The sequence below is a fragment of the Brevibacillus migulae genome, from assembly GCF_004521915.1.
Lineage (GTDB): Bacteria > Bacillota > Bacilli > Brevibacillales > Brevibacillaceae > Brevibacillus_F > Brevibacillus_F migulae.
This window is the reverse complement of sequence record NZ_SDKD01000005.1, coordinates 146764-170613: the sequence shown is the minus strand read 5'-3', so window position 1 is coordinate 170613 and position 23850 is coordinate 146764. Positions and strand designations below refer to the sequence as shown.

At 47.5% G+C, this 23850-nt stretch carries 31 protein-coding genes and 1 riboswitch; of the genes, 7 read left to right on the top strand and 24 right to left on the bottom strand.

All coding sequences use genetic code 11. From position 1 onward, the window contains the following. The first annotated feature begins 178 nt into the window (after positions 1 to 178). Entirely contained in the window at positions 179 to 1162 is a 984-nt protein-coding gene (locus EIZ37_RS07715; RefSeq protein WP_134683999.1) for a hypothetical protein, read from the top strand. A 153-nt stretch (positions 1163 to 1315) separates the two neighbouring features. Here EIZ37_RS07715 and EIZ37_RS07710 read toward each other — a convergent pair whose 3' ends face one another. Further along, on the bottom strand, positions 1316 to 1963 hold the full coding sequence (locus EIZ37_RS07710; protein ID WP_235827916.1) for a nitrilase-related carbon-nitrogen hydrolase: 648 nt from the start codon (positions 1961 to 1963) through the stop codon (positions 1316 to 1318). After that, positions 1960 to 2196: a nitrilase-related carbon-nitrogen hydrolase gene (locus EIZ37_RS26345; RefSeq protein WP_235827915.1), complete on the bottom strand. Its 237-nt coding sequence runs from the start codon at positions 2194 to 2196 to the stop codon at positions 1960 to 1962. The genes EIZ37_RS07710 and EIZ37_RS26345 overlap by 4 nt, the downstream gene beginning before the upstream one ends. Before the next feature lie 51 nt (positions 2197 to 2247). Here EIZ37_RS26345 and EIZ37_RS07705 point away from each other — a divergent pair, with 51 nt between their 5' ends. Then, the gene (locus EIZ37_RS07705; RefSeq protein ID WP_235827914.1) at positions 2248 to 2952 is read left to right on the top strand and encodes an amidohydrolase; all 705 of its coding nucleotides are present in this window, start codon (positions 2248 to 2250) and stop codon (positions 2950 to 2952) included. Positions 2953 to 3062: 110 nt separating this feature from the next. Beyond that, complete coding sequence (locus EIZ37_RS26530) at positions 3063 to 3194, top strand: NUDIX domain-containing protein (RefSeq protein ID WP_268898740.1); 132 nt, start codon at positions 3063 to 3065, stop codon at positions 3192 to 3194. A gap of 170 nt (positions 3195 to 3364) precedes the next feature. Here the strand turns inward: EIZ37_RS26530 and EIZ37_RS26340 are convergent, their stop codons facing one another. Continuing rightward, entirely contained in the window at positions 3365 to 3457 is a 93-nt protein-coding gene (locus EIZ37_RS26340) for a putative holin-like toxin (protein ID WP_235827913.1), read from the bottom strand. A 270-nt stretch (positions 3458 to 3727) separates the two neighbouring features. On the opposite strand from EIZ37_RS26340, the gene EIZ37_RS07700 reads away from it, so the two are divergent. Then, positions 3728 to 4237, top strand: a complete 510-nt coding sequence (locus EIZ37_RS07700) for a tetratricopeptide repeat protein (protein ID WP_134683998.1) — start codon at positions 3728 to 3730, stop codon at positions 4235 to 4237. Between the two features lie 158 nt (positions 4238 to 4395). Beyond that, a complete protein-coding gene (locus EIZ37_RS07695) occupies positions 4396 to 4965 on the top strand; it encodes a hypothetical protein (RefSeq protein ID WP_134683997.1) in 570 nt (189 codons plus the stop codon). Positions 4966 to 5934: 969 nt separating this feature from the next. On the opposite strand, the gene EIZ37_RS07690 is transcribed toward EIZ37_RS07695, so the two are convergent. The 9 genes from EIZ37_RS07690 to EIZ37_RS07650 all read right to left on the bottom strand — a co-directional run bounded on the left by EIZ37_RS07690 (position 5935) and on the right by EIZ37_RS07650 (position 12853). After that, the gene (locus EIZ37_RS07690) at positions 5935 to 6240 is read right to left on the bottom strand and encodes a DUF3817 domain-containing protein (RefSeq protein ID WP_134683996.1); all 306 of its coding nucleotides are present in this window, start codon (positions 6238 to 6240) and stop codon (positions 5935 to 5937) included. Between the two features lie 93 nt (positions 6241 to 6333). Continuing rightward, positions 6334 to 7125: an MBL fold metallo-hydrolase gene (locus tag EIZ37_RS07685; protein WP_134683995.1), complete on the bottom strand. Its 792-nt coding sequence runs from the start codon at positions 7123 to 7125 to the stop codon at positions 6334 to 6336. Between the two features lie 361 nt (positions 7126 to 7486). Beyond that, on the bottom strand, positions 7487 to 8566 hold the full coding sequence (pyk, locus tag EIZ37_RS07680) for a pyruvate kinase (protein WP_134683994.1): 1080 nt from the start codon (positions 8564 to 8566) through the stop codon (positions 7487 to 7489). A gap of 98 nt (positions 8567 to 8664) precedes the next feature. Then, positions 8665 to 9843: a D-alanyl-D-alanine carboxypeptidase family protein gene (locus EIZ37_RS07675; RefSeq protein ID WP_407921125.1), complete on the bottom strand. Its 1179-nt coding sequence runs from the start codon at positions 9841 to 9843 to the stop codon at positions 8665 to 8667. A gap of 101 nt (positions 9844 to 9944) precedes the next feature. After that, the gene (locus tag EIZ37_RS07670; RefSeq protein WP_134683992.1) at positions 9945 to 10763 is read right to left on the bottom strand and encodes a GTP pyrophosphokinase; all 819 of its coding nucleotides are present in this window, start codon (positions 10761 to 10763) and stop codon (positions 9945 to 9947) included. Positions 10764 to 10796: 33 nt separating this feature from the next. Beyond that, the gene (locus EIZ37_RS07665) at positions 10797 to 11669 is read right to left on the bottom strand and encodes a M23 family metallopeptidase (protein ID WP_134683991.1); all 873 of its coding nucleotides are present in this window, start codon (positions 11667 to 11669) and stop codon (positions 10797 to 10799) included. Between the two features lie 89 nt (positions 11670 to 11758). Continuing rightward, entirely contained in the window at positions 11759 to 12022 is a 264-nt protein-coding gene (locus EIZ37_RS07660; RefSeq protein ID WP_134683990.1) for a hypothetical protein, read from the bottom strand. Positions 12023 to 12053: 31 nt separating this feature from the next. Next, entirely contained in the window at positions 12054 to 12140 is an 87-nt protein-coding gene (locus tag EIZ37_RS07655) for a YjcZ family sporulation protein (RefSeq protein WP_134684116.1), read from the bottom strand. Positions 12141 to 12412: 272 nt separating this feature from the next. Further along, complete coding sequence (locus tag EIZ37_RS07650; protein WP_134683989.1) at positions 12413 to 12853, bottom strand: rhodanese-like domain-containing protein; 441 nt, start codon at positions 12851 to 12853, stop codon at positions 12413 to 12415. Positions 12854 to 12973: 120 nt separating this feature from the next. Here EIZ37_RS07650 and EIZ37_RS07645 point away from each other — a divergent pair, with 120 nt between their 5' ends. Then, entirely contained in the window at positions 12974 to 13852 is an 879-nt protein-coding gene (locus EIZ37_RS07645; RefSeq protein ID WP_134683988.1) for a LysR family transcriptional regulator, read from the top strand. A gap of 45 nt (positions 13853 to 13897) precedes the next feature. Here the strand turns inward: EIZ37_RS07645 and EIZ37_RS07640 are convergent, their stop codons facing one another. Next, entirely contained in the window at positions 13898 to 14095 is a 198-nt protein-coding gene (locus EIZ37_RS07640; RefSeq protein ID WP_134683987.1) for an alpha/beta-type small acid-soluble spore protein, read from the bottom strand. Between the two features lie 260 nt (positions 14096 to 14355). Here EIZ37_RS07640 and EIZ37_RS07635 point away from each other — a divergent pair, with 260 nt between their 5' ends. After that, positions 14356 to 15234, top strand: coding sequence for a 5'-3' exonuclease (locus EIZ37_RS07635; RefSeq protein WP_134683986.1), 879 nt, complete (start codon positions 14356 to 14358; stop codon positions 15232 to 15234). A gap of 73 nt (positions 15235 to 15307) precedes the next feature. Here EIZ37_RS07635 and EIZ37_RS07630 read toward each other — a convergent pair whose 3' ends face one another. From EIZ37_RS07630 to EIZ37_RS07580, 11 genes are all read right to left on the bottom strand, one after another. Beyond that, positions 15308 to 15706 (bottom strand): DUF192 domain-containing protein, encoded by a 399-nt coding sequence (locus EIZ37_RS07630; protein ID WP_167568717.1) that lies wholly within the window; start codon positions 15704 to 15706, stop codon positions 15308 to 15310. A 14-nt stretch (positions 15707 to 15720) separates the two neighbouring features. Continuing rightward, positions 15721 to 16632, bottom strand: a complete 912-nt coding sequence (locus EIZ37_RS07625; RefSeq protein WP_134683984.1) for a type II secretion system F family protein — start codon at positions 16630 to 16632, stop codon at positions 15721 to 15723. A 30-nt stretch (positions 16633 to 16662) separates the two neighbouring features. Continuing rightward, a complete protein-coding gene (locus EIZ37_RS07620) occupies positions 16663 to 17664 on the bottom strand; it encodes a type II secretion system F family protein (RefSeq protein ID WP_134683983.1) in 1002 nt (333 codons plus the stop codon). After that, the gene (locus EIZ37_RS07615) at positions 17661 to 19037 is read right to left on the bottom strand and encodes a CpaF family protein (protein ID WP_134683982.1); all 1377 of its coding nucleotides are present in this window, start codon (positions 19035 to 19037) and stop codon (positions 17661 to 17663) included. Before EIZ37_RS07615 ends, EIZ37_RS07620 begins: the two co-directional genes overlap by 4 nt. Positions 19038 to 19061: 24 nt before the next feature. Further along, positions 19062 to 20285: an AAA family ATPase gene (locus EIZ37_RS07610; RefSeq protein WP_134683981.1), complete on the bottom strand. Its 1224-nt coding sequence runs from the start codon at positions 20283 to 20285 to the stop codon at positions 19062 to 19064. A 12-nt stretch (positions 20286 to 20297) separates the two neighbouring features. Next, positions 20298 to 21059 (bottom strand): Flp pilus assembly protein CpaB, encoded by a 762-nt coding sequence (gene cpaB / locus EIZ37_RS07605; protein ID WP_134683980.1) that lies wholly within the window; start codon positions 21057 to 21059, stop codon positions 20298 to 20300. A gap of 10 nt (positions 21060 to 21069) precedes the next feature. Then, positions 21070 to 21999, bottom strand: a complete 930-nt coding sequence (locus EIZ37_RS07600) for a Tad domain-containing protein (RefSeq protein WP_167568715.1) — start codon at positions 21997 to 21999, stop codon at positions 21070 to 21072. Between the two features lie 11 nt (positions 22000 to 22010). Next, the gene (locus tag EIZ37_RS07595; protein WP_134683978.1) at positions 22011 to 22394 is read right to left on the bottom strand and encodes a TadE/TadG family type IV pilus assembly protein; all 384 of its coding nucleotides are present in this window, start codon (positions 22392 to 22394) and stop codon (positions 22011 to 22013) included. Further along, positions 22394 to 22888: an A24 family peptidase gene (locus EIZ37_RS07590; RefSeq protein WP_134683977.1), complete on the bottom strand. Its 495-nt coding sequence runs from the start codon at positions 22886 to 22888 to the stop codon at positions 22394 to 22396. The genes EIZ37_RS07595 and EIZ37_RS07590 overlap by 1 nt, the downstream gene beginning before the upstream one ends. A gap of 177 nt (positions 22889 to 23065) precedes the next feature. Next, complete coding sequence (locus tag EIZ37_RS07585; protein WP_134683976.1) at positions 23066 to 23266, bottom strand: Flp family type IVb pilin; 201 nt, start codon at positions 23264 to 23266, stop codon at positions 23066 to 23068. Positions 23267 to 23288: 22 nt separating this feature from the next. Next, entirely contained in the window at positions 23289 to 23486 is a 198-nt protein-coding gene (locus EIZ37_RS07580; protein ID WP_134683975.1) for a Flp family type IVb pilin, read from the bottom strand. 44 nt (positions 23487 to 23530) lie between these two features. After that, positions 23531 to 23631: riboswitch (cyclic di-GMP riboswitch) on the bottom strand. Between the last annotated feature and the right edge of the window lie 219 nt (positions 23632 to 23850).

The window sequence follows — 23850 nt, the reverse complement described above, 5'->3', positions numbered from 1 at the left end:
GTGCCACTTAGCACTACGAAACAATGTAAGTACATAACCCGTGATCAAGTACAATTGTTGTCTGATATTAAAGTAGTTGAATTTATAATAAAGTCGTTTAATATATAGTGGAAATATTTCACTTAAGCGATACGGTTCTATAAAACAACTCTTCGTAATGAAAAGGGATGGGAACAAAATGACTTCGGATGGCTTAACTTTCGGGATTTACCCACTTAGCGTAGCGGGTACGCCGACAGGAATTGCAGTCGGTCCTAAAGATGACTACGAAAAGATCGAGGATGCCCTTCGTCAACTGCGAGGAAATTCGAGTACGTTATCTCCACGGAACTATCTTGTTTTTTCAAAGCCTGATGCTGAGTCCGGGCTGCTCTCTTTTGCCGATCGACTTCTTCATTCTGGATTGTTAGGTGATTTGGTTATTGGATGGATTCAGACGGCAGACATTGTACTTGACGAATGGGTTGCGTTTATTCGCAAAATCGTCAGAGACTACGGCCCATATCTGACATCCCTCCAAATTACAAATGAACCGAATTTATCGTTTATGGAAGGCTCTAAGCCTTACACACGTCAAGCTTTGATTGAAGGTGTGATAGCAGCCAAACAGGAGGCACTTTCATGTGGCTTACAAGTGAAAATTGGGTTCGGGTCTGTGCCTGAAAGTCCAGCGTCGGTTCCAGGTTTCTGGGAAGGACTCGCTGATCATAGGGATAAGACATTTATTAACTCCCTCGATTTTGTTGGCCATAACTTTTATGTGGACGTATTCGAGGAGCCGCTAGCATTAAACGAAATTTCTGCTTCCGTGGAACGGATAATCCGAAACTTGAGGAAGAATCTAACTGTCGCTGGGATCCCCGACCATGTTCCGATCCGGGTGACCGAAAACGGTTGGCCTACAGGTCAGAACCCGTTTATTCATATGGAAAGAACGTATGATCAACAGTCGGCTGTTCTTGAAACAGTAATACGTACGGTTTACCGATTACGCAAGCAATTCTTAATCACGCATTATGAGCTGTTCGGATTGCGTGATGCGGATAGCTCGAAACCGGATTTGTTTCATCAATTCGGTATTATGCGGGATGATTATTCGCCTAAACCAGCCTTTTCCACATTTAAAAGATTGATAGAGGAACTTGGTATATCTTCAGTCTAAAGCTCCAGACCAGCTTTTTCAGCTAACGGAGACGTCATTTCAACTGTTTTAAAAAACTTTATTTCTGACCCGGCCTGTTTCTCAGACCGGGTTTACTACATTTTTTGCGACCATTTAATCCACTTTATTATCAGGCTACAACAATAACAGCAATTACTTTACGATATGAACAGCTTCCTGCCGAAGAATCAAACCATAGGTGTCAGGGCGGCGATCCCGTAGAAATTGCAGGAGATTACGGGCGTCATCGATCTCTCTTTTGTTAATTTCCTGAAGCAAGATCCCTTCCTCCTCATCGAGTGACTGCAAAATTTCCCCCATCGGATTACTGACAAAGCTTCCGCCGTAAAAGGTCATGTGATTTTCCTGACCGACACGGTTTACCGCTGCAATGAACACACCATTTGAAATTCCATGCGTCGAAATGGCCTTCTCCCAGATCCGGCGGGTAGAAAGGTTGGGATGGTCGGGCTCAGAACCAATCGCTGACGGATAAAATAGAATTTCGGCCCCTTGCAATGCTAAAATTCTGGCTACTTCCGGGAACCACTCATCCCAACATATTCCGATTCCGATTTTGCCAAAGCGGGTTTCATAAACGGGGTAACCGGTATTGCCAGGGACAAAATAATACTTTTCATGATATTGTGGGCCGTCGGCAATATGATTTTTGCGGGTTGTACCTAAGTGTTTTCCGTCTGCGTCAAAAACGGCAGCACTGTTAAAATATATCCCTCGTCCCGCTTTTTCGTAAAAGGGGACTATCAGGACAACCTCTAATCGTTTCGCAAGTTCGCTCATGGTTTGCGGTGTCTGGCAATTTTTACCGATGCAGAAAGCTCATAGTTTTTTACCGAAACCGTCTGAGGAAAGTATAGGGAATCGAATAATTCCTGCAAACAGATAATTTGCGCACCCTTGCTGGCAACTTCTTGGATCTTCTCAATGGTACGATTTACATTCGCCGCGACAACCTCCCCGCATGCCAATTGAATCAATCCAATGGTGACCTTATCACTATATAACGTTGTCATAAAAACATCCTCCATTTCATTCGTCCTTTTGATGTAACCGTGAAGGTAAAAATGCAAATAACTCGTGGCGATACAACATATCCTCCAGAGACGATCAAAAAATGGGCCATCGAGGCGGATCATGAAGGCTTCAGCATTCGCTTTCATGCGATCGGGGATGGAGCGATTCGACTCGCACTAGATACCTATGAGGAAGCACAAAAGGTGAACGGTAAGCGCGATTCACGCCATTCCGTCGAGCATGTGGAAGTCATTCACCCGGATGATATCCATCGCTTCCAAGAACTTGGGGTTACGGCTTCGATGCAGCCCGATCACTTGGCGATGTCCGAAAGAGGTGTGTACACCGACCGGATCGGTGCACAACGAGAAAAACACGTGTTTTCCATCCATACTCTTCAAAAGGCAGGAGCAAAGCTGGCTTTCGGAACGGACTTCCCCATTGATGTCCTGAACCCGCTTCTGCAAATCTATCGGGCGGTCACGAGAATCGACAGCAGCGGCAAGACCGTCTGGCATCCTCATGAGCGCATTGCGTTGGCCGATGCACTACGAGCATATACTGCCGGTTCTGCCTACGGTTCATTCAGAGAGCATGAATTGGGAACATTGGAAGTAGGGAAACTCGCTGATATTGTCGTCTTGGAACGAAACCTTTTTGACATACCCGTAAATGATATCCCGGATACAAAGGTACTGGTAAGCATAGTTGATGGAAAAGTTGTTTTTGACCATACAAATTCAATAGCGAAATAGAAAAAATGAAATCCCAATATCTCACGCTTAACATGAGACATTGGGATTTTATGTACTTGTATGATGGAGGCGTATAAATGAAAAAAATCTGACTAATCGGGGGGAGGATCATGTTCGATACACATGAATGGGAGGTCCTGTTGGATCTACAAGGAGAAACACTTCAAAAAGCCGCTATTCATGAAGTGAAAGAAGAAACGGGTTTAGAAGTGGAAACCGGTGGCCAAATAGACGACGCGTAAACGGTCATCTTGAATGTGAAATACATATTGTGGTAATCTAAGAATAGAATAAGAAAGAGCCGAAGATGGTAGGACATCCTCGACTCTCTGCACAGTCTGCCGCTTTAAAGACGGTTGGCTCGTGAAGTTGATGCGATCAAAAGTAGACCGCTACCCTTCGACAGGACGGTCTACTTTTGCTTTAAGTAGGTGAGCAAAGCAAGTAAGAATGTTCCAAATCCAATAAGGATTGTGAATACATCTTTTACTTCGATCACTGGCATCACCTCCTTTCGGAGATGATTGCCAACCGTCCATATAGCCGATCAACTGCACACTTTGATTATACCAATTTTTAACTTTCAGGTCTATTTCAATACTCTATCATTTTCGTCATGAGATTGGACTAGTGGGTATAATCAAGGGATAAGTTTCACCGATGAAACAATTGATGGCAAACATGGTTACACATTCCGGTTTAAAAAGATACTTAACAATGATTATGTGAACATCGGGGAAGCATAATCGGTTGAAGTAAAACGGGAGGGAAAATGATGACGAGAGATCGTTTAGAAGAAGCTATACGCCTGCGGGAAAAAGGGCGGGCCATGCAAGACCAAGCGATACTAAAGGAAGCCAGAACGCTTCTTTTAGAGTTGGCGGCCGCATCCCCCGATGACGCTGAGATTCTCTTTCAGACCGGAGTGGCTCATGATAATTCCGGTTTAGGAGCTGAGGCCGTGCCGTATTATATACGTGCCCTTGAACTAGGGCTTTCGGGACCGAACTTAGAGAGATGCTTGCTCGGTCTTGGAAGCACTTACCGCTATTTGGGGAACTACGAGCAAGCGGAGGAGATACTGCGGCGAGGGGTAAAAGAGTTTCCGCATAACCGAGCAATCCAGGTCTTGCACGCGATGGCTCTGTACAACACGGAGCGTTACAAGGAAGCGATGGAAATCGTTTTGACAAATTTACTGGAGACCACAAATGATGAGAAACTTCAGTATTTCAAACGAGGTCTAATGTATTACGCAACGCATCTCGATGAAAGATCGTCTTGAGCAGCCTAGTTTACACGCGATCCGGGATCGCGAATGCTTCGATAAGCTTGTGGGGGTCAAAGCCACCCGCATAAACAAGCTCGATTTGCAAGAGCAGATTTTACTTGATTTCCGGAGTTATTCGACTTACCTGCACATCCGATACAGTGGAAGCATAGATGAAAGAGGCGGAAGAGATGGCAGACTTATTCTCGTTAAAATGGGAACCCGTTACAATATGCCTTATTGTGGCATCTGTACTCATTATTATAGTTTCATTCAGCATATTGGGAAAAGTAAAACGCGCTTTACGAAAATGGGTGTATACATCCATTGGAAGTGGAAAGGCACTTTTAGTTGGAACGTTACTTTTTGGGGGAAATGAAGAGGTTCCAATCTTTTTACAAGCGACCCCTTTGGATTTTCAGCAGACCATTGAATCTGCAGATTATGATTTTGACTACCAAGAGGGTCGGTTGATGTTTCAAAGCGAAGATGGTGTAAGAGGACACCTTGAACATGTAGATCAAAGGATCATATTGTTTGTACAAACAGATATCAAAACGCCAGCTTCGATACAATCTCTGCGACAGCTCGCACAATCTTTTTCTCAAACGGCTAAAGTGGATACCGCGTTAAGTGAACTAATAAAGAAAAGAACGAATCAAAAGGTAGATATACCTGGTGGTGAGATAGAGCTAAAGGGTACTCGGTTGTCTCTTCAACTGGAGAAATCAATCGGGTACTAGCCGAGGATAGCTTGATTACGTGACACGATGTCTCCTGTATAGTCGCAAAGCGGGCCGAATCTCATTTTCGGATGCCATACACGGAATTGAAGTAGCTGATGCCATCGTCCGATCAGTCGATTCCCAGCAAGACATAGCGCTTGGCTAGCTGATTCCTGGGATAATATGAACATGATAAAAGTAATAACAGACGAAAGGCTATTATGACCCGATCAGCGTCAATATCAGGTCTTTTTGTTAATAAATGGAAAATATGTAGCTCGACCAACTTCGAAAATCCATTGTAGGGTGGAGGAGCAATCCGGAAATCTTGTTTTAATCAATTCTAATTAAGAGGAGGAAAGATAAAAAGGGGCCAAATGAGGTTCAAAATTTCTAATTCAAAATGATAAAAAATATTAGGGGAATGAAATCAAACTGAAAATACCAATTACGTAATGTTGTAAAAAACGAGTTCATAAAATCGACATTTCATGAACTGAAAATTTCAAAAGCATGTACACGATAAAAAGGGAGCCTCTTGGCAGATTATCTCTTGGTTTGATGTAAAAACCTTTTATTAGATTTAATATATAGTAAAACATTCTTATTGCTAGCAGATCTATTATCATTCTTGTTTCAATTTAAATAAAACTTTTTCAGATTATGATATTGTAAAATCTTATGAAAGGTAATTGAAGCGCTACATAAAATGACCAGTCAATTGTAATTCCCCATGTATTCTATAAACGTTATGTAACTAACAAATCGGAAGTCGTTGGATTGCTGGGTCGATCTATGAGTCTTTTTTTGTTAAATTAGTTTACATAATATATATTATCGGACTCATTAAATTTATCAGTAAAACCACAAAGAAGACCACCCACTCACAATAAACCCCAGGCAAATAAAAAGGAAAAACAATCGCTCGCTATAATCCGCAAACAAGACGTTTTTCCTTCCTTTATTTTTATATCTTCATTTCTTCGTTCAATGATTCCCGGCTTTGCGCAGTTGTGCATCAAATACAAATGGCCCAAACGGTAAAAACGCTGCAATAAAAGCTCCGGCAACTCGTAAAAATCTCCAACGAAGCGCGATCGTTGCGTAAACGATGGCCAACACATACATGACAAAGAACAAACCGTGCAATGCGCCAACGATCGTTACAGCTTTTGGCATGTCCGCAAAGTATTTAAGCGGCATCGCAATGCCTAAGAGTACTAAGAAAGATAAACCTTCCAGCATGCCGATGGATCGAAAAACGGTTAACGCTTTATTGTTGCTTCCCGCCATGAACATCCTCCTTGTCTGTAATCCATATACATACTTGCAATTGTATACGAAAAACTATCAATATGTTGAAAACTGGATGCGATTTCAAAATATCTACAAACTTTCTATGCTTTGCAGAGCTATTAGCAGCCCGTCATAGGCAAAGCGAACATGTTTTGGCAATAAGCTCTCCTTTTGCTCGTGATCGATATCGTGTGAAAGATGGGTCAAATATACGACTGATGGCTTCAATTTCTCCAAAATCGGAAGAACTTCTTCGACGCTGTACACGGAACGCCGCGACATAGGTGCGTCTTCGCGCCAATAAGAAGTGCCCAGAATCAAACAGTCCAGCTCAAAAAATGGCAACCACTCGGCATCCGTTAGATTGATGGCATCTGAGACGTACGCAAATCGAAGGGTATCCGTTTCAAACCTGATTCCGTAAGAATACCCATTTGCCCCGTGATTCACGCGATGAAAGCCAATACGCAGGTTGCCAATTTGCCATGTGTCCTCCTTTTGAAAATGAAGGCCATTTCGTCTGGCTAGATAGGGATAACGCGTCAATATTGTCTCTATTATGTCTTCAGGGCTAACCATATTCACTTTTTTCTGATTCCATGAAGCTAAATCCGCAAAATCCCCTAATCCTCCTATGTGATCATGGTGAGCATGAGTAAACAGGACTGTATCCGGTACACGTTTATTGGCAAAGGCAAAAAACTGCTGGCGAAAATCTGGAGAAAGATCGATAAGGATTTGATCGTCTCCGTATTCGACTAACATGCTCGGTCGCGTACGCACATTACTTTTCTCTTCTGACGAACAGACGTGGCAGTTACACAGCATACGTGGTACACCCTGAGCATCGCTAGTACCCCAAAACTGAATGGATACATTCATGAATACTTCCTCCCGCAGCTTGGCTTCGATCTATATCCATATTGTACCACCTCGCTTCACATCCATCTGAATAACTTTACTCCGCTGAATTATCACTTAAAATAAAAATATTTTTAAATTTACTAAAAAACATATTTACAACAAACATATGTCGTATTATTATATAGACAGATACCAAATATTAGGAGGTTACAAAATGAATACAAAATCCTGGAAAGTCTATACAAATAACCAACTCACTTCCCCACAGAAAAAATATGAAGATACGCTATCCCGACTGGCAAAATTTCTCGAGCAAACAAAAATTACAGCCTCACGATAAAGAGCGCCCACCTCTCACTGGACGCTCTTTTTTCTTTCCTTATCGACTGAGAACAGGTATTTTTCCTGCTAGCAGCGCTAACACATCTTCAAAATTGAATGGTTGTTCCCCTCTGATTAACTCGGCAAAGGTACTCACCGCATTCATCGTCTGCACGCTCTCCACTGGAAACTGTCCGGATGCGCTTTCCGCTGACAGCATCACCGCTTTGCTTCCATCCAATACCGCTTGAAAAATATCCGTGACCTCAGCACGCGTGGGCATCGGATATTCGACCATGGATTGAAGCATTTGCGTGGCGGTTATTACGTATTTCCCCCATCTGTTACATTCGTATACGATCGCCTTTTGCAGGAACGGGATCCATGTATAGGGTACTTCCACGCCCATATCTCCTCTGGCTACCATGATCCCATCCGCGGATTGCAGGATTCCCGTAAAATTTTTCAAAGCCGCGATCGTTTCGATTTTGGCGATAAACTTCGGACCATGTCCGGGACTTACACCGGCAAATTGACGTATTTGATCGACGTCGCTCGCCTCCCGCACAAATGAACAACCGATCGCATCGACTTTTTCCAGCATGAGAAAGCGCAAGTCATCCTTGTCTTTTTCGGTCAATGCGGGTAACCGCACGTGTGTTCCCGGCAAATTGACTCCTTTGTGACTGCCGATTGTTCCTGATGTGACAATGCGGGTATCGACAAAATCTCTTCCGCATCCTTTCACCACCAGCTCAACCGCACCGTCATTCAACAAAATGCGTGAACCGGGTTTTACGTCTGATACAATCCCTTCATAATCCACGCTTGCTCCTTGCTCATTGCCGATCCCAGGGGTGGTGTGCAAGATAAATTCCTTTCCAGCCTGAAGCTCCACTTCTCCCCCTACGATTTCGCCCAGACGTATTTTGGGCCCTTGCAAATCTGCCAGGATGGCTACCTTTTTCCCCAGTTTTTTGGCCGTATCGCGGACGAGCTGTATCGTCTGTTGATGATCTTTCTGTGTGGCGTGAGACAGATTTATGCGGGCGATTGTCATGCCCTCGCGAATCAATTGTTGAATCGTATCTGCATTGCTGCTGGCAGGTCCGATCGTGCAAATGATATCGATCGACACTGATACCCCTCCGTTCCCTGGCTTTCTCCTTTACAGTTTTTGTTGGATTCGTCTATTCCATGCAAAAAGAAAAGCAGGCATCGCAATGCCTGCTGGTATTAGGGTTGTCCCATCCGACGATATATGTTTTTGGCAGATGCCCTACGCTGGCGTCTGGTACGACGCGTCACTACGTATAGAACCAATGTGGCGTTTAATAATAGCCATGCGGCAAATAACGCGTAATAAGGTGCCTTTGCTGAGGCGATAGGCGCTTTATTCGCCTCCGCATCCACCGGTATGCGAGGTGCGGGCTTGAACTTGGGTGTCAGCATAAATTCATACTGCTTGTTTCCAGCGGCTACGATCAACTGACCGCTTTGCGTGACATTTGTCTCAATGGATGCGCCTAGTGGAGCTGTGACATAAAGGTCCTCGTCCACCACATATTCCTGCTTGCTTCCCTGGTCTTTATAGATGGTTCCATGCTTGGTAACCATCTTGGTCTCATAGTGTGCGAAGCCGTAATCCAGCAGCGTCCGAACATCCTTATAGGCGAGCGCGCTGGTGGACGTCTTCATCGTCACGGCAATGAATTCGGTATCCCCGCGTTTGGCTGAGCCGACGAGCGTATGCATCGCTTGATCGGTAAAGCCGTTCTTGATCCCCGTTGCGCCCTCATAATCACGCAGCAGCTTGTTGTGGTTGTTCAGCTCCGACTTCCACTCCTTCCCATCCCACGGCAGCCGGAGCGTGCCGACGATGGTGCGGAATGTTTCATTTTTCATCGCATAGCGTGCGATTTTCGCCATATCGGAGGCGGTGGTGTAGTGGTTTTCATCGTGCAAGCCGTGTGGATTGGTAAAGTGAGTCTTTTCTACACCGACTGTTTCCGCCAGGTATTGGTTGAGTTTTTCCGCAAACTTTGCTTCACTGCCTTCCATATGCTCAGCGATGGCAATAGCCGCATCATTTCCCGAATGCATCAAGAGACCGTATTCCAGTTTGCGGAGAGGGACCTGTTCTCCCTCGCCCAGATAGACCCGCGTTCCTTCCACATACCGCGCATTCTTGGATACCGTCACGACATCATCGGGATTCCCATTTTCAATGGCATAGATTCCTGTCGCAATTTTGGTAATGCTCGCAGGATACATGGGTGTGTTTGCATTTTTCTCATAGATAATGGTGCCCGTTTTTGCGTCAATCAAGATCGCTGACTCCCCATTGACTTGGGGGAGATCCTCCGCTTTAACCTCACTCACGAAAGAATGGAACAAGACATACGTGAATAACATGGTGCACAGCAAAAGATGTCGCATGTTCGTTAAGATCCTTTCTCTTATATCAAAGTGCCAAACTCCACTTTACCAAGATGAAGAGTGGCAAGCAACTTCCATTATCCGCCAAAGCGTTTTCCTAACAAGTCGGTGATCATTTTGAATTTCGGATTATCCCGGAAGGCTTCTTCAAATCCACTCACATGCTCCCGATAGAGCCGAGCAGCAGATTCATAATCTTGTTTCACATAAAGCGAAAAGATCTCCTCGAGCTTTTCTTCCAGACCTGTATCCAACGCGGATGGCGTCAAGATTTCCTGACGCAGGCTATTCATTAACACGTCCAGCTGGTGGGTGATCTGCGAAGCTTCATTCAATTGCGACAGCACGTTCGCAGGAATATTTCCCGCGTATTTGTATCGCAGCTCGTGTTCATTGGTTGCCCAAAAATTCATCCCAAGCGTACGTACCTGGATCTCGCAAAACAAGTTCTTCTTCATGCTGCCAAGATATACCGTATAGGAAACGATCATGTGGATACTGCGATATCCCGATTCCTTCGGCGAAGCGATATAATCCTTTACATCGTGTATGACGATATCCTCCCGCTCGGAAAGGAGCTGCATGACCTCGATGACGTCATCGATATAGCGGCATACCACACGCAATCCAGCAATGTCGGTGATCTCTTGGTTGATCGCTTCCTGCCAGGTATCTTGATGAAAATCGATTTGCTTTTCAGCAGCTTTCTTCAGCAGGCTGTCCACTTTTTTGACACGCCCCACGACGAATTCGATGGGAGAATAGCGGCCGCTCTTTTGGAAGCCGTATTTGATTCCTTTTAATTTTAGTTTCAATTCCTCCACCGCTTGTTCATACGGAGCTAGAAAATGAACAAGCTGATTGAGGACTTTTTTCGGGACTTGTGTGTGATTCACGTTGATAAACCTCCGTTGCAAAATGCGACTTGCTTACTTCCACTGGTACGGGGAAGCAGTAAAAAACGGATTGGGATTGATAAAGGTATTGCCGATCAGCATGGCATAATGCAGATGTGGTCCGGTTGAAAAGCCCGTGGTCCCTACCCTTCCGATCAGTTGTCCTTTTTTCACCAATTGACCTGCTTTCACATCCAGCTTGGACATATGCCCATAGGATGAGAACAGGCTCAGACCGTGATCGATCATGACCGTGTTGCCTGTCAGATATAGCGACTCTGCCAAGACGACTTTGCCCGCATTGCTGGCATAGACAGGCGTACCCTCCTTATTCGCGATATCAATCGCCAAGTGACGACTGGAGGGCTTGCCATTGACGATCCGCTGGTATCCATATGGGGTCGTCAAAGTACCTTGAACAGGCATCTGGAACGCCGATGTAAAATACGGGGTTGCCGCAGAGACGGAGCGAGCCTTGTTGATTTTCACTTGTTCAGCATTGATGCGTGCGGTATTTTGCTGCATGCTCGCCATCTGCTTGCTGACGGTTATCGAATCCGTAGCAAATGATTTCGCAGCAATGGTCAGGGTCGCTTTCATTTTTTTATCTGCGGACTGCAAGGTATAGTCGCCTGCTTTTGTCCCGATTGGAATCGGAATGAAGCGCACATATTCGCCATTGGTGGCACGCATGTTGTATGTATTTCCAAAAAGGGTCACAGCCGTAGCCTGATTGCTGCGAACAAAAAGAACATCACCCGGGTATGTAATCGCAGGTTGTACGCGTAAAGTCGTTTGTTTGACCGCAACCGCAGCGGCGGCTGGTGCGGCTTGTCCATATGCACACGTTCCAATCGCCATGGTAATCGTGAAAAGAAGCGATGCAATCTTCATTGATTTCCACATTCATCCTTCCCTCCCTCCCCCCAGTATACCAAAATTCACTAATCATTTCCTAAGTAAAAAGAAGGAGGGCCTGCCGCATATGCAGACCCCTAACTCCTGCCTTCCTTTTTCGCGTATTCGTTCACAAGCTCCATGATCGATTGCACATTGCCGAGCATGTCTCTCGCACGGGCGGTTTTTTCAGTGATCGTGCGAAAATCAAACGTTTTTTTGGAAGTGTTCCAACGCTGATACAACTCTCTTGCCGAGGATGGATTTGCTTTGATTGCCGAAATGCGACTGTCATCCTTCTTCAACCAAGACTCAAATTCAGGGTTTTCTTTTAATAATTTTTTAACGTCTTTCTTCTTCACGTGATCTCACCCTCTCATAGCCCCAAGATTATCATCGATTACATGAAGCCCCCACTATCACAAGGAGGATAAATAACACAAGTACAAGGATGAAATCATCGCAGCCGCGACAAGACATGCACCCACCCCCTTTGTGTTCGGTCACATTACTACCATATGACTAGTCCTTGGAAGTGTTTGTGTGTTTGACCTCTATGGCAAAGAAAAGGCGCCCCTGCAAAAATAAAAAAACACCCGGCAGCGGGTGTTTATCTTGGTCGATAAGAATANCACCCGGCAGCGGGTGTTTATCTTGGTCGATAAGAATATATAAAATTCTCATCGACATAAGAGCAACTAAGCTCCGCCAATGACTTGGCGTAGCCAAGTTTTTTCTAAGATCGATTTGCGTTAACCGTATAAGGGTGCTTCTGTACCCATTGTCCCTTCGACGGGGCCACCTTCTTTTCGCCAGTATTCAATTCCGCCGATCATTTCCTTCACACGGAATCCAAGCTTGCTTAATTTCGCGCATGCCCGGGTGGCTCCATTGCATGCGGGTCCCCAGCAGTACACCACGAACAGCTGCTCTTTCGATAGATGGCGTGTACTCTCTTCATTGATTTGTCGCGTCGGCAAATGCACGGCACCGGGAATATGGCACTCCTGAAAAGCTTTTTCGCTGCGGGAATCAATGATGACAAAGCTTCGTTGTCCTCTTTGCAAGTCTAGCATCACATCTGCAGGGTCTGTTTCATAAGCAAGTTTGTTTGCGAAATGTGCATACGCTTGCTCGGGAGCCGCCGCAGGAATTTCAGTGACAAGTGAAAAACGGGAAGTCGGTTGTGTCATTTTACATGCCTCCTCAAAATGGAATATTCGTATGAAAGAAGCATAACATCCTTGATTGTTTGAAAATATCTATACTATTCTATATGTACAATCACTTTTTTCGATAGGTGGCGATTCGGCGTGGATCTGGTTTACCTCCATACCTTTCGTGAAGTAGCCAGGCTGGGAAGCTACAGCAAGGCTGCGGATGAATTGGGCTATGCGCAGTCAAGCATTACCTCGCAAATTCAAAAATTGGAACAATCATATCAGACTGTATTGTTTGAACGGCACGGACGCGGCATACGGCTGACCTTTGCTGGCGAGACCCTCTTGTCTTATGCCAATCGTTTGCTTGCCCTCTATGCAGAATCCAAAGAAGTGATCGCTGCCCAGGATACGGGCACCATGCATATCGGAACGATCGAATCTTTGGCTGCCTATTACCTGCCGCCATTTCTCCAGCAATTCAGACAGACCCATCCGGGAATTCATATCATGCTGCATACCGGAAACGAACCCAAGCTGATCGAAGAAGTAAAAGCAGGCAACCTGGATCTTGCATTTTTATTGGATACACTTTGTACCGAACAGGAGTTAGAAACCATATCTCTGCGCGAAGAGGCGCTCCATATCATTATGCCTCCGGGTCACCCTCTTCAGAATCAGGAAGTTGTTGGTCCACGGGATCTGGACGGTGAAACCTTGATCACGACCGAAGATGGCTGTACCTATCGAGCGATGCTTCTGAGACAGCTAAAAGCTACTGGCACGCACGTCACGCTGGCTTATCAATTTGCCAATCTGGAGGCCATCAAGCATTGTGTGGTGTACGGATTGGGGATTTCCTTGCTCCCGCGAATCGCCGTTGAAGCGGAGGTCGCACATGGGAAGCTGGTAACGGTGCCGTTTCGCAATGAGCCACAGGAATCGTTCTTTACGCAAGCGATCTACCGGAAAAAGAAATGGCAGCCTGCAGCGGTCCAGCAGTTTTTGGCTATGATGGTCCGTAAAATGTGAAAGGGTACCCGTAACAGGTACCCTCTCCATCCAACTATGAAATTGTTAGCGAGCGAGTTGTTGCTCTGCGAAGCTCACCAGACGCTTGGTGATCTCTCCACCAACAGAACCGTTTTGACGGGAAGTGGTATCTGCGCCCAGGTTTACACCGAATTCTGCAGCGATCTCATACTTCAATTGATCCAGAGCTTGGTTTGCTTGAGGTACCAACAGGTTGTTGCTGTTTCCGCCTTGGTTAGCCATGTGTGATGCCTCCTTAAGCATTTGGTTTTTCTCCAGGGACGGGTTTGAACCGTCAGCCATGTGGCTTCTCTCCAGTGAGACCGTGGAGGCGATAGAAATGTTGCTGTTATCGTTTGCGAGGTGGAGCGATTAAGTTGTTGTTGATACTATCATCCCTCATCTGGAACATTCCATACTGGCAACCACGGATGTAAAATCTGGTAGTGTTGACCGTTGTGCTATAATAGGCAGGTAGCTACAAAGAAGGGAGAAAAAGATTCGTGTCCCACACACATAAAATTTTGTTGATTGATGGCATGAGCTTTTTGTTTCGTGCGTTCTATGCTTCTTCCTGGACAGGCGGGATCAGGCAGACGAGCACGGGTACGTATACCAATGCAGTTTATGGTTTCACCAAAATGATGCTGGATTATGCACAGCTGGTTCGCCCTACCCATCTGATCGTTGGCTGGGATGTCGCAGCACGTGAAACATTGATCCGCAGCCAGTGGTATGATGGCTATAAAGCAAATCGTGTCGAACCCCCCATGGAGCTCATTCCTCAGTTCAGCCTCGTGAAGGAACTGACGGACGCATTCTCCGTACCAAATATTGGACTAGCCGGGTATGAGGGTGATGACATTCTCGGTACCTTAAGCACCCGTTTTGGCCAGGAGGGGCACCAGGTCGTAATTGCGACCGGCGACTACGATAGTCTTCAGCTCGTCTCGGATCGCGTCGCAGTCAAGATTTTGAAAAACGGCGGGAAGCATGAGCATTATACGCCTGAGTCTCTGCAAGCATTGCGCGGTATCGTTCCAGAGCAAGTGATCGATGTAAAAGCGCTGCAAGGCGACACATCTGACTGCATTCCAGGTTGTCCGGGGATTGGCGAAAAAACAGCACACAAGCTGGTCATTGAGCACGGCAGCCTTGACGGACTGTATGCCAATCTGCATGCATGTACGCCGAAAATGCGTGCAAAGCTTGAGGAGCACCAGGAACAGGTCTATCTCAGTAAAAAGCTGGCAACCATTTTGACCGATGTTCCAGTTTCCGTCTCCTTGGAGGAAGCCAAATGGGAATATGACTTGGATCGCGTTAAAGCGAAATTTACCGAGCTGGAATTCGGAAATACCATGCTCAACCGCGTCGGATAAATGAACGATAAAAAAGCAGGCTTCCAATCGGAAAGACCTGCTTTTTCTATGAACAAGGCGCAGATGTAACACATCATGACTGTTTTGAGTCCTCCTGCCGGCCTTCTTCCCTCCTGGCCACAATCCGGAGCTGATCAAATACTTGCACACCTTTTCTCGCGATCGTTCCCTCCGGCAGCTCGACCACCATGCACGCCCGCCGGAATGAGGGAGGAAACTGAAACGGTTTTACCCGCTCCAATACCCCGACTACGCGTGAATCCCTGTCCAGAAAAAGGACGTCGATCGGGATTTTCATGAAACAGGTGTGAATACGGCTGCACGGTGACAACAGGAGAGCTTCCCCATCCCGGACAGTGCGCTTACCCATCCATCCCAACAGCCGCTTCCAAAAAGTCATTGCCGAAGTAACACGCATCGCCAGAAAGGTTTGTGAGGATTCATGAAAAATAGAAACCGGCTTTTTCCCCATGCCATATCCTCCCGTCATTTCAAGAGCACATCGATAATATTGATGGCAGCAGGTCCCAAGATAATAATGAATAACGAAGGGAAAATAAAAAAGATGAGCGGAAACAACAGCTTGATTGGTGCCTTCATCGCTTTCTCTTCCGCTTCCTGACGCCGTTTGCGCCGGATATCATCCGATTGGACACGCAGCACATTGCCAAGGCTAACCCCAAGCTTATCTGCTTGGATCAAGGCATTGGTAAAATTGATGACACCTTCTACTCCTGTTCGCAGACCCAGATCGCGCAGGGCTTCGCGACGGCTTTTCCCCATCTGCACCTCTTGCAGTGTCAACCGGAATTCATCTGCTAACGGTCCGGTCGTTTTTTCGACCACTTTTCCCATCGCCTGGTCAAAGCCAAGACCTGCCTCGACGCTGACCGTTAGCAAATCGAGCAAATCCGGCAAGCCCTTGCGGATAAAGAGCTGCCTCTGATCAATCAACCGTTTCAGATACACATGCGGGATGGCGAGTCCCAATCCGGCCAAGCCAAGCGCGACCAACCAGGTGGAAGTACCAGGCAAATACGGTACAATCAAGATCGACAATCCGCTGAACAGGATGAAGATCAACAAATTCCATACAATCCACTCATTTACACTCAACCCAAAAGGAGAGCCGGCATGCCGCAGTTGCACTTGTAGCATGGTTTTCCAGCGTATGGGAGCGATGGAGGACAGCTTACGCCCCATCTGTAGAATGATCGGCCTCGTCACACGTTGATGGAAGGTTGAATTGTCTTTCTCCTCTCCGATCTCTCCTTTCGCATGTGAGCGCAGTCCATGCACGCGGGAGCGAATGTGAAGATTGCTGCCGAGCAGGATGCTGCTCCCTTGATAAAATCCCATCCAGAGCAGCAAAAATAGAAGCCATTGCAAAAGCAGCATCTATGACACCTCCTGACTTTTCGATGATGGTTAGACATCAATTGCCACGATCTTGCGGATGACCAGAAAGCCGATAACCTGACCGATAACTGCAGCAGCGATCATAGCGAGGCCAAGCGGATGCTGAAAGAGGACCCCGATATATCCAGGATTCATCATATAGATCATCAGGGTGACACCGGGCGGCAGGATCATAAAAATGAGTGCCGAAAATCTGCCTTGTGCCGTTAATGCCTTGATTTCCCCTTGAATGCGCACCCGCTCCCGAATCGTTTCTCCGATGTTATCCAAGATCTCGGACAGATTCCCCCCGATTTGCCTCTGGATCAAAATGGCAGTCGTAATCAATTCGAAATCCTGGCTTTTCACGCGCTGTGACAAACGTAGCAGGGATTCTTCCATGGGCAGCCCCATATTCACCTCGCGAATCATCCGATGAAATTCTTCACTGATCGGTGCCGGCATCTCCGTAGAAATGGTCTGGACAGATTGCAAGAAAGAATAACCGGACTTCAAGGAATTGGAAGTAATCGTCAGCATTTCATTCAACTGTCGATTAAACCGGGTCAGACGGCGTTTCTGCTGGATCCGGATATAGAGGATCGGGATAAAGGCAAAGGCGATCCCGCAGAACAAACCAATCACAAAACGCCCTGACAAAAATCCACCGACAAAGGGAACAAAGAAGCATACCAGAATGACGGCAACCATTTCCTCTGCGGTAATCTGCATGCCCGCTTGCTGCAAATGCTCTTGAAAACGCTTATTCAGCCTTTTCCCCGCTTCCTGCTCAAAAAGGGCTTGAAAGCGACTGGCCAGTACCGGAAGCGCCCCTTTTTTTCCTGTATGCTTTTCTTTCCGAGAGGTAGAGGATACCGGTCCTGCGATCGGCGATGCCATCCATCCTTCCCCTTGGCGGAGCCGTTTGATTCGTTCTCGCACGCGGGCACGACCAGCGAAAAGGATCCAGAACAGGAGGCTGAAAAATAACGACACCGAAAGGAACAAGCCCACCCATAGTAGCTGAATCACAGTCCGCCCCTCCTTGGATTAAACCAGTCATGCTGAATGTTGAAGCCGGCGACTTGCAGCTTTTCGATAAAGGACGGGACGATACCGGTTGGCACCTGTCTGCCAATGACTCTGCCTTGCTCATTCCGCCCTTTCTCCTGAAACAGGAAGATGTCCTGGAGGGTGATTTGCTCGCCTTCCATCCCCATCACCTCCGTAATGTGGGTGATGCGGCGAGAGCCATCCTTCAATCTCGTCTGTTGGACGATGAGATCCACGGCAGAAGCGATTTGTTCGCGGATCGCTCGAACAGGCAGGTCCATTCCTGCCATCAATACCATGACTTCCAGACGACGCAGGATATCACGCGGACTATTGGCATGGCCTGTCGTGATCGAGCCATCGTGACCCGTATTCATGGCCTGCAGCATATCCAGCGCTTCTCCCGAACGAACCTCACCTACCACAATCCGGTCTGGCCGCATCCGCAGCGAGTTTTTGACCAGATCGCGCATCGTGATGGCCCCTTTGCCTTCCAGATTGGCAGCCCGTGTCTCCAGCGTTATGACATGATCCTGTCTCAGTTGCAGTTCGGCAGCGTCCTCAATCGTAACGATCCGCTCATCGGAAGGGATAAAAGAAGAGAGCACGTTCAAAGTTGTCGTTTTCCCAGAACCGGTCCCCCCGGAGACGACGACATTCAGCCGTGCTTCCACGCATGCACGCAAGAAAAGCGCCATTTCCTCCGTAAGTGTGCCAAACCGGACCAGGTCGTCAATCGTAAAAGGATCCTTGGAAAATTTCCGGATGGTGATGCAAGGACCTTTCAATGCGAGCGGTGGAATGATCGCATTCACGCGTGATCCATCTGGCAGTCGGGCATCCACCATCGGGGAGCTTTCATCGATCCTTCTCCCCAGCGGCGCTACGATTTTATCAATGATCCGCAGCACATGGTCATTGTCGCGAAACTGCACATGGCTGCGCTCCAACTTCCCATTGCGCTCCACGTAAATGAGTTGGGGCGAATTGACCATGACCTCCGAAATGCTAGGATCCTTCAAGAGCGGATCGATTGGTCCAAACCCTTGAATTTCTGCCATCATCCCCTCGATGAATCGCTGCTTTTCCGTACGAGTCATAGGCACTGCTTCTTCCGCTAACAGCAACGAGATTTCTGCCTCCAGCGAAAGGGTATCGATTTCCCCTTTCTTGCTGAACACTTCCGATACTAAGCGGTTGTGCAGCTTCGTCTTCAAGCTCGCATAAGGATCAGGGATGGGTTCATACACCGTCGCAGGAGCTGAAGAGGCTGTGGAAGGTACGGGAGTCTGTACCGTTTCTTGCTGATCTGTTTTTCCACGATGTTTTTCCAGACGTCGCATCAATGACATGCATTATGCCCCCTTACCGATCGATTACTTGGAGAAGCCCAACATCTTCAAGAACGGGAAAAATCTCTTCCGTCCTTTGATTTGCCTGCGCGAATCTTCCTCCATCCATTTGCTGATCACGTGGCTGATTTGTTTGGACAACCGATGCTTCGGATTTTTCACCACAAAGGGAATGCCTTCGTTTGATGCACGATCCACAAAGGCAAAATCATTTCCTACCTCAAAATCCATCTTCCGTCCCAAAATATCTTCCACATCTTTCATGCGCAAACCAGTCCGTGCATGCGCGCGGTTGAGCATAAAGCTCCAATCCTGCAGCGGATAGGACAGGGATTGCATGAGATCGAGCAGATGCTTGTTGTTTTTCGCTACGGCCAAATTGGGTGTACTGACCATCATATGCTCATCGCATTGGTCGATAATGGCAAAAAACGTATCATTCAACTGTGGCGCGGTATCGACAATGATCCATTCAAACATCTCCTTGCAAATCGTCAGGATCTGATGGATGTGCTTCGTGGCGACGGCTTCGCCATGCTCCGGCTTCAATGGGGCACGCAGCAGGAACAGCCCGCTCTCCATTTTTTCCAGATAGTTCATCAAGACATCGCTATCGATCTCGGATGCGTCTTTCACCAGATCATGCAGATTCTTGCCGCTTGCTTTTGCCGATAAGAGCAAGGCGGTATCCCCATATTGCAAATCAAAATCGAGCAGCACGGTTTTCCTTCCCTGCAAAGCGAGAGCCGTCGCGATATTCACCGCGAGCGTTGTCTTGCCGATACCACCTTTGGCGCTGATCAGGCAGAGTGCCCGTGGCCGATTGACAAAATGATCCTCCAGATAGGAGGTTTCCATACGGGAGCGGCGCTTCGCTTCCAGCTGATAAACATCCTGAATCGTCGCCACCAGCTGCTCGGTAGACACCGGCTTCACCAAATAATCCTTTGCTCCGGCCATCATCGCTTTGCGTAAATAGTCCGGATCTTCTTGCACCGAAATGATGATCACCGCGGTCTTTGGAGAGATCAGGGAGATTTTCTCTGTCGCTTTCAACCCATCCATGACAGGCATATTGACATCCATCAATACGACATCCGGATACAGCTTCAGCACTTTTTCCAAAGCATCCGCCCCATTTTCAGCTTCTCCCACCACTTCCATTTCCTCTTCAAAAGAGAGCAGTTTGATCATATTGGTTCTCGTCTCCAAGGAATCATCCACGATCAATACTCGGATTGCAGGCATTTCAGGCACCTCCTATCTGGTAAGTACTGTATGGGTCTGGACACCAGGTGTTTGCACCCGCTTTTTGTCCTGTGGAGCACGCAGCAGCAAGCGGACCTCGCCAAACGATTCAGCAAAACCGAGCGATTCGGCCTGTTGAGGAGTAACCGCGAGCGTGATCGTGGACCGTGATTGCTGTTCGCCTTCAACCGGCTGCTGAGGCTGTTCTCCAGGCTTCGCTTCGTCCACGCTTTCTTCAATCGGCTTTTCACGATCTTGTCCCACGGCTAGCACCAGCAGATTTTGCTCTGAAATTTTGACGATGTCGGCAGGACTTTTCAATGCGTCCTTGGTGTAAGCAACCAGCACGTCGACCCTGTCTCCAGGGAAAATGTGACCGCCGGCTCCTTTGACTTGTGAATAAGATACACTCATCGCCCGCAGACCTTCGGGTACCTGCATGGCGAATAGATTAGAGGCTTCCGGTTTTGCGAGAAACGGAGTTAAGATCATTTGTTCGGGAATCATGGTTTCCAAGCTCACCATGCCGATCGCTTGATTAGGGTCCGTTACCATGTCGGTGTGGACCATATTCTTCGCGACTTCCATCGTTTTCACCATGGAAGGGGTTATTTTTGTATACGGGGGGATCTTGGTCGCAGCCACCACGATCGTTTGCGTCGCATCGGCAGGGCTTTCCTCTTTCACTTTTTGCTGCAGGGTCAAGTAGATTAAATAGGTGGTGGCCAATGCGCACAAGATCGATATGATAAGAAGACTGCCTCGCTTTTTCATGGACTCACCTCTATGATTGCGTTAGTTTTGACGTATACACGCCGTAATTTGGCCCTTGCCCCATTTCACCCGGGGTCATCATTTGCAAAAATCGACCTTCGAGAATCATGTGTCCGCCTTTTCTAGTCGTTCCGACTAAGTAGAAAGCAGCGAAGCCAACCACGGTCACTGGCTTTTTTCCTTCCACCTCAAAAGTATCAATGACGGGCAGGAAGACGACGCGTTCACAGCTCCTCGTGGCGGTGCGATAAGATTGACAGGATTGTATGAGATCATCCTGTTCGAGGCGCGAATCGATGGCTCTTTCAACCGGTCCATGGTTGATCCCGGTCAACGTATCTACTTCTTCTCCCACCCGGAGTTGACCGTTGTAGCCATTCTCGATATAATCGGCGAGTTTATTGGCACCGCCGCCTGAAAAATCAAGGAATCCATAGTTGCCCTTGTCTCCATCGCCCGCTTCTTCCGTTAATTCATAAAGGGCGCCATACCAAAACGTTTGATCGGGGACTGCGATTGGTACGATCCCTTTCATGGCGGTCACGGTTCCCGCCTTTGCTTTCGCCGTGGCCTGTACCGTTGATTCGTTGATCCCCATGATTCTCGCAAACCAGAGTGGGACTTTCTCTTCCCCTGTGATTTGAAGGGTAAGGGAAGAACGGTCAGCGGTGATCTGGGTCACGACCCCTTCATTAACGGATACATAGGAGCTGGCGGTTGCCTTTGCAGCCTGTTCGCCCAAGAGAATGTGCTGGATGCCGCCTAGCGCTCCTGCATCGAGTGCGTTTTGCAATTTTTGCTGACGGGTAAACAGATAGCCGACATCTGCGACGAGGGCTGCGAGCATCAAAAAAGTAACCATCCCTCCCGCTACGATCAGGCTTACGTTCCCTGCCTCTTGTGAGATGTTTGCCCGCACTTTTCTAAAAAAGCGAGTCATGCGCATACCTCCTATTCCATCCGCATGGTTAACTTCGCGTGTAACGGAAACGGATCGGGAAGAAGGCCTTTCAAAAAGGGGATGAGCATCGCATGTGCGTATGTGATTTCGACGGATACAGCATCACCTGTCTTACGGTAACCATCCTTTGGCTGAATCGAGTAAGTGACTCGCTTCGCATCCAGGGAAGGAATGCTTTGCAGGATGACACTCGATACCTTAGCATCACTTTCTCCGATACTCACATAGCGTACGGCATCACGCGCAGCCTGCTGGATCACGATATAACTGTGGAAAATGCGCCCGAGCTCCACCATCCCGCATAGCAGGATGAGCAGCATGGGCAGTACCAGCGCCATTTCGACCATCGCCGAGCCGCGTTCATCCCTGATCATCACAGACCTCCTCCTGCGCCGAGCCAGAAAAGTCGACCCACTTCAAGCCAGATCCCCAGTCCGATCGCAATGCCATAAGGGATTCTGCACTCTGTCGCAACTCCTTTTACTGTTAAGCCATACAAGGCAAGCTTCCATATCCGTTGTTTCCAAATGGCATATAACGATAGACCCGCTCCGATTACGCCCATCCACAGACAAGCCGGCAGCAGCATCTCGGCCCCCATCCATGTGCCCAGAGCGGCGAGCAATTTTACATCACCCGCACCGATCCCGCCCTTTGCAAAGGGAATGAAGAGAATGGCAACTCCCAGCGCGAATCCGAGGCCAGCAAGCTGCAGCCCGGATAGACCCGTGGTGAGGCCATGGTAGGCAAACCCGCTGATGATTCCTGTAAAAGTAAGCCAATTGGGGATTTTGCGATAGCGAATGTCCATCCACATCGCGACGCTCGTCATGATGAGCAAGCTCCCTGTAATGGTCGGAGCGATCATGATACCTTCCTCCGTTCGTTGGTTAATTCTTGATTCGAAAAACTTGGCATCGCCTTGTATTTGGCCAAGCTTAGTTGCTCTTTAATCGATGAGAAATTTATCACTTGTTATCGACTAAAAAGTCCTACCCCTTGCCGGAGTAGGACTCTTCGCTCAATCAGGGTACAATAATGGGAATTAGTTCGTAGGTGTGCCAGATACGCCTGAATTCGTGCCATTTAAAGTTGTTGCCAATCGGGTAAAGATTCCGGACAGGCCACCATTCATCGCGGTGAGACCTGCTATGCATACGAGGGCGATCAACCCGACGATCAAACCGTATTCCACCATCCCTTGTCCTTCTTCATCCCGGAGAAAACGTGACATTAAAGGGTGCATAGGCTTGTCCACCTCGCGTATGTTATTGCCCGGTTGTTCCCGATTGTCCGCTGTTGGTGCCATTCAATGCAGTGGTGATCCGAGTAAAGATGGTAGTGAGTCCACCATTCAATGCGGTCAAAGCGCCGATCAGCACAATTGCGATCAGCCCGATGATCAATCCGTACTCCACCATGCCTTGTCCTTCTTCTTCCACAAACAGTCTTTTCATGATTTCCATACTTTTTCCTCCTTAAAATGGGTATCAGTTGCAAGCGAATGTGGGAGGGCAACCCGGCTGTCGTATTCGGCTACTCAGGTACTTCTCCGAACGTAGACCCGTGGCTTTGCGTCCCTGCTTTTCAGCAGGTTTGCCTCTGTATGTTGCTTGCACCTTTATCTTACCGACATCATTCGACATCTGCACATGCTGAAGGAAGGATTTCACTCCCTGTCCGAAGGTAGAAATAATTGCCTCCAGTATTGGAAGCAAGCGGAAATGGATACGCTGCAAGGCCTAATTGTAGGAAAATTCAAAATAGTACAAAGGTAGCAAACTGTTTATTTTTCTTTATTTTTTAATGATATTGAATTTTTCTGCGTTA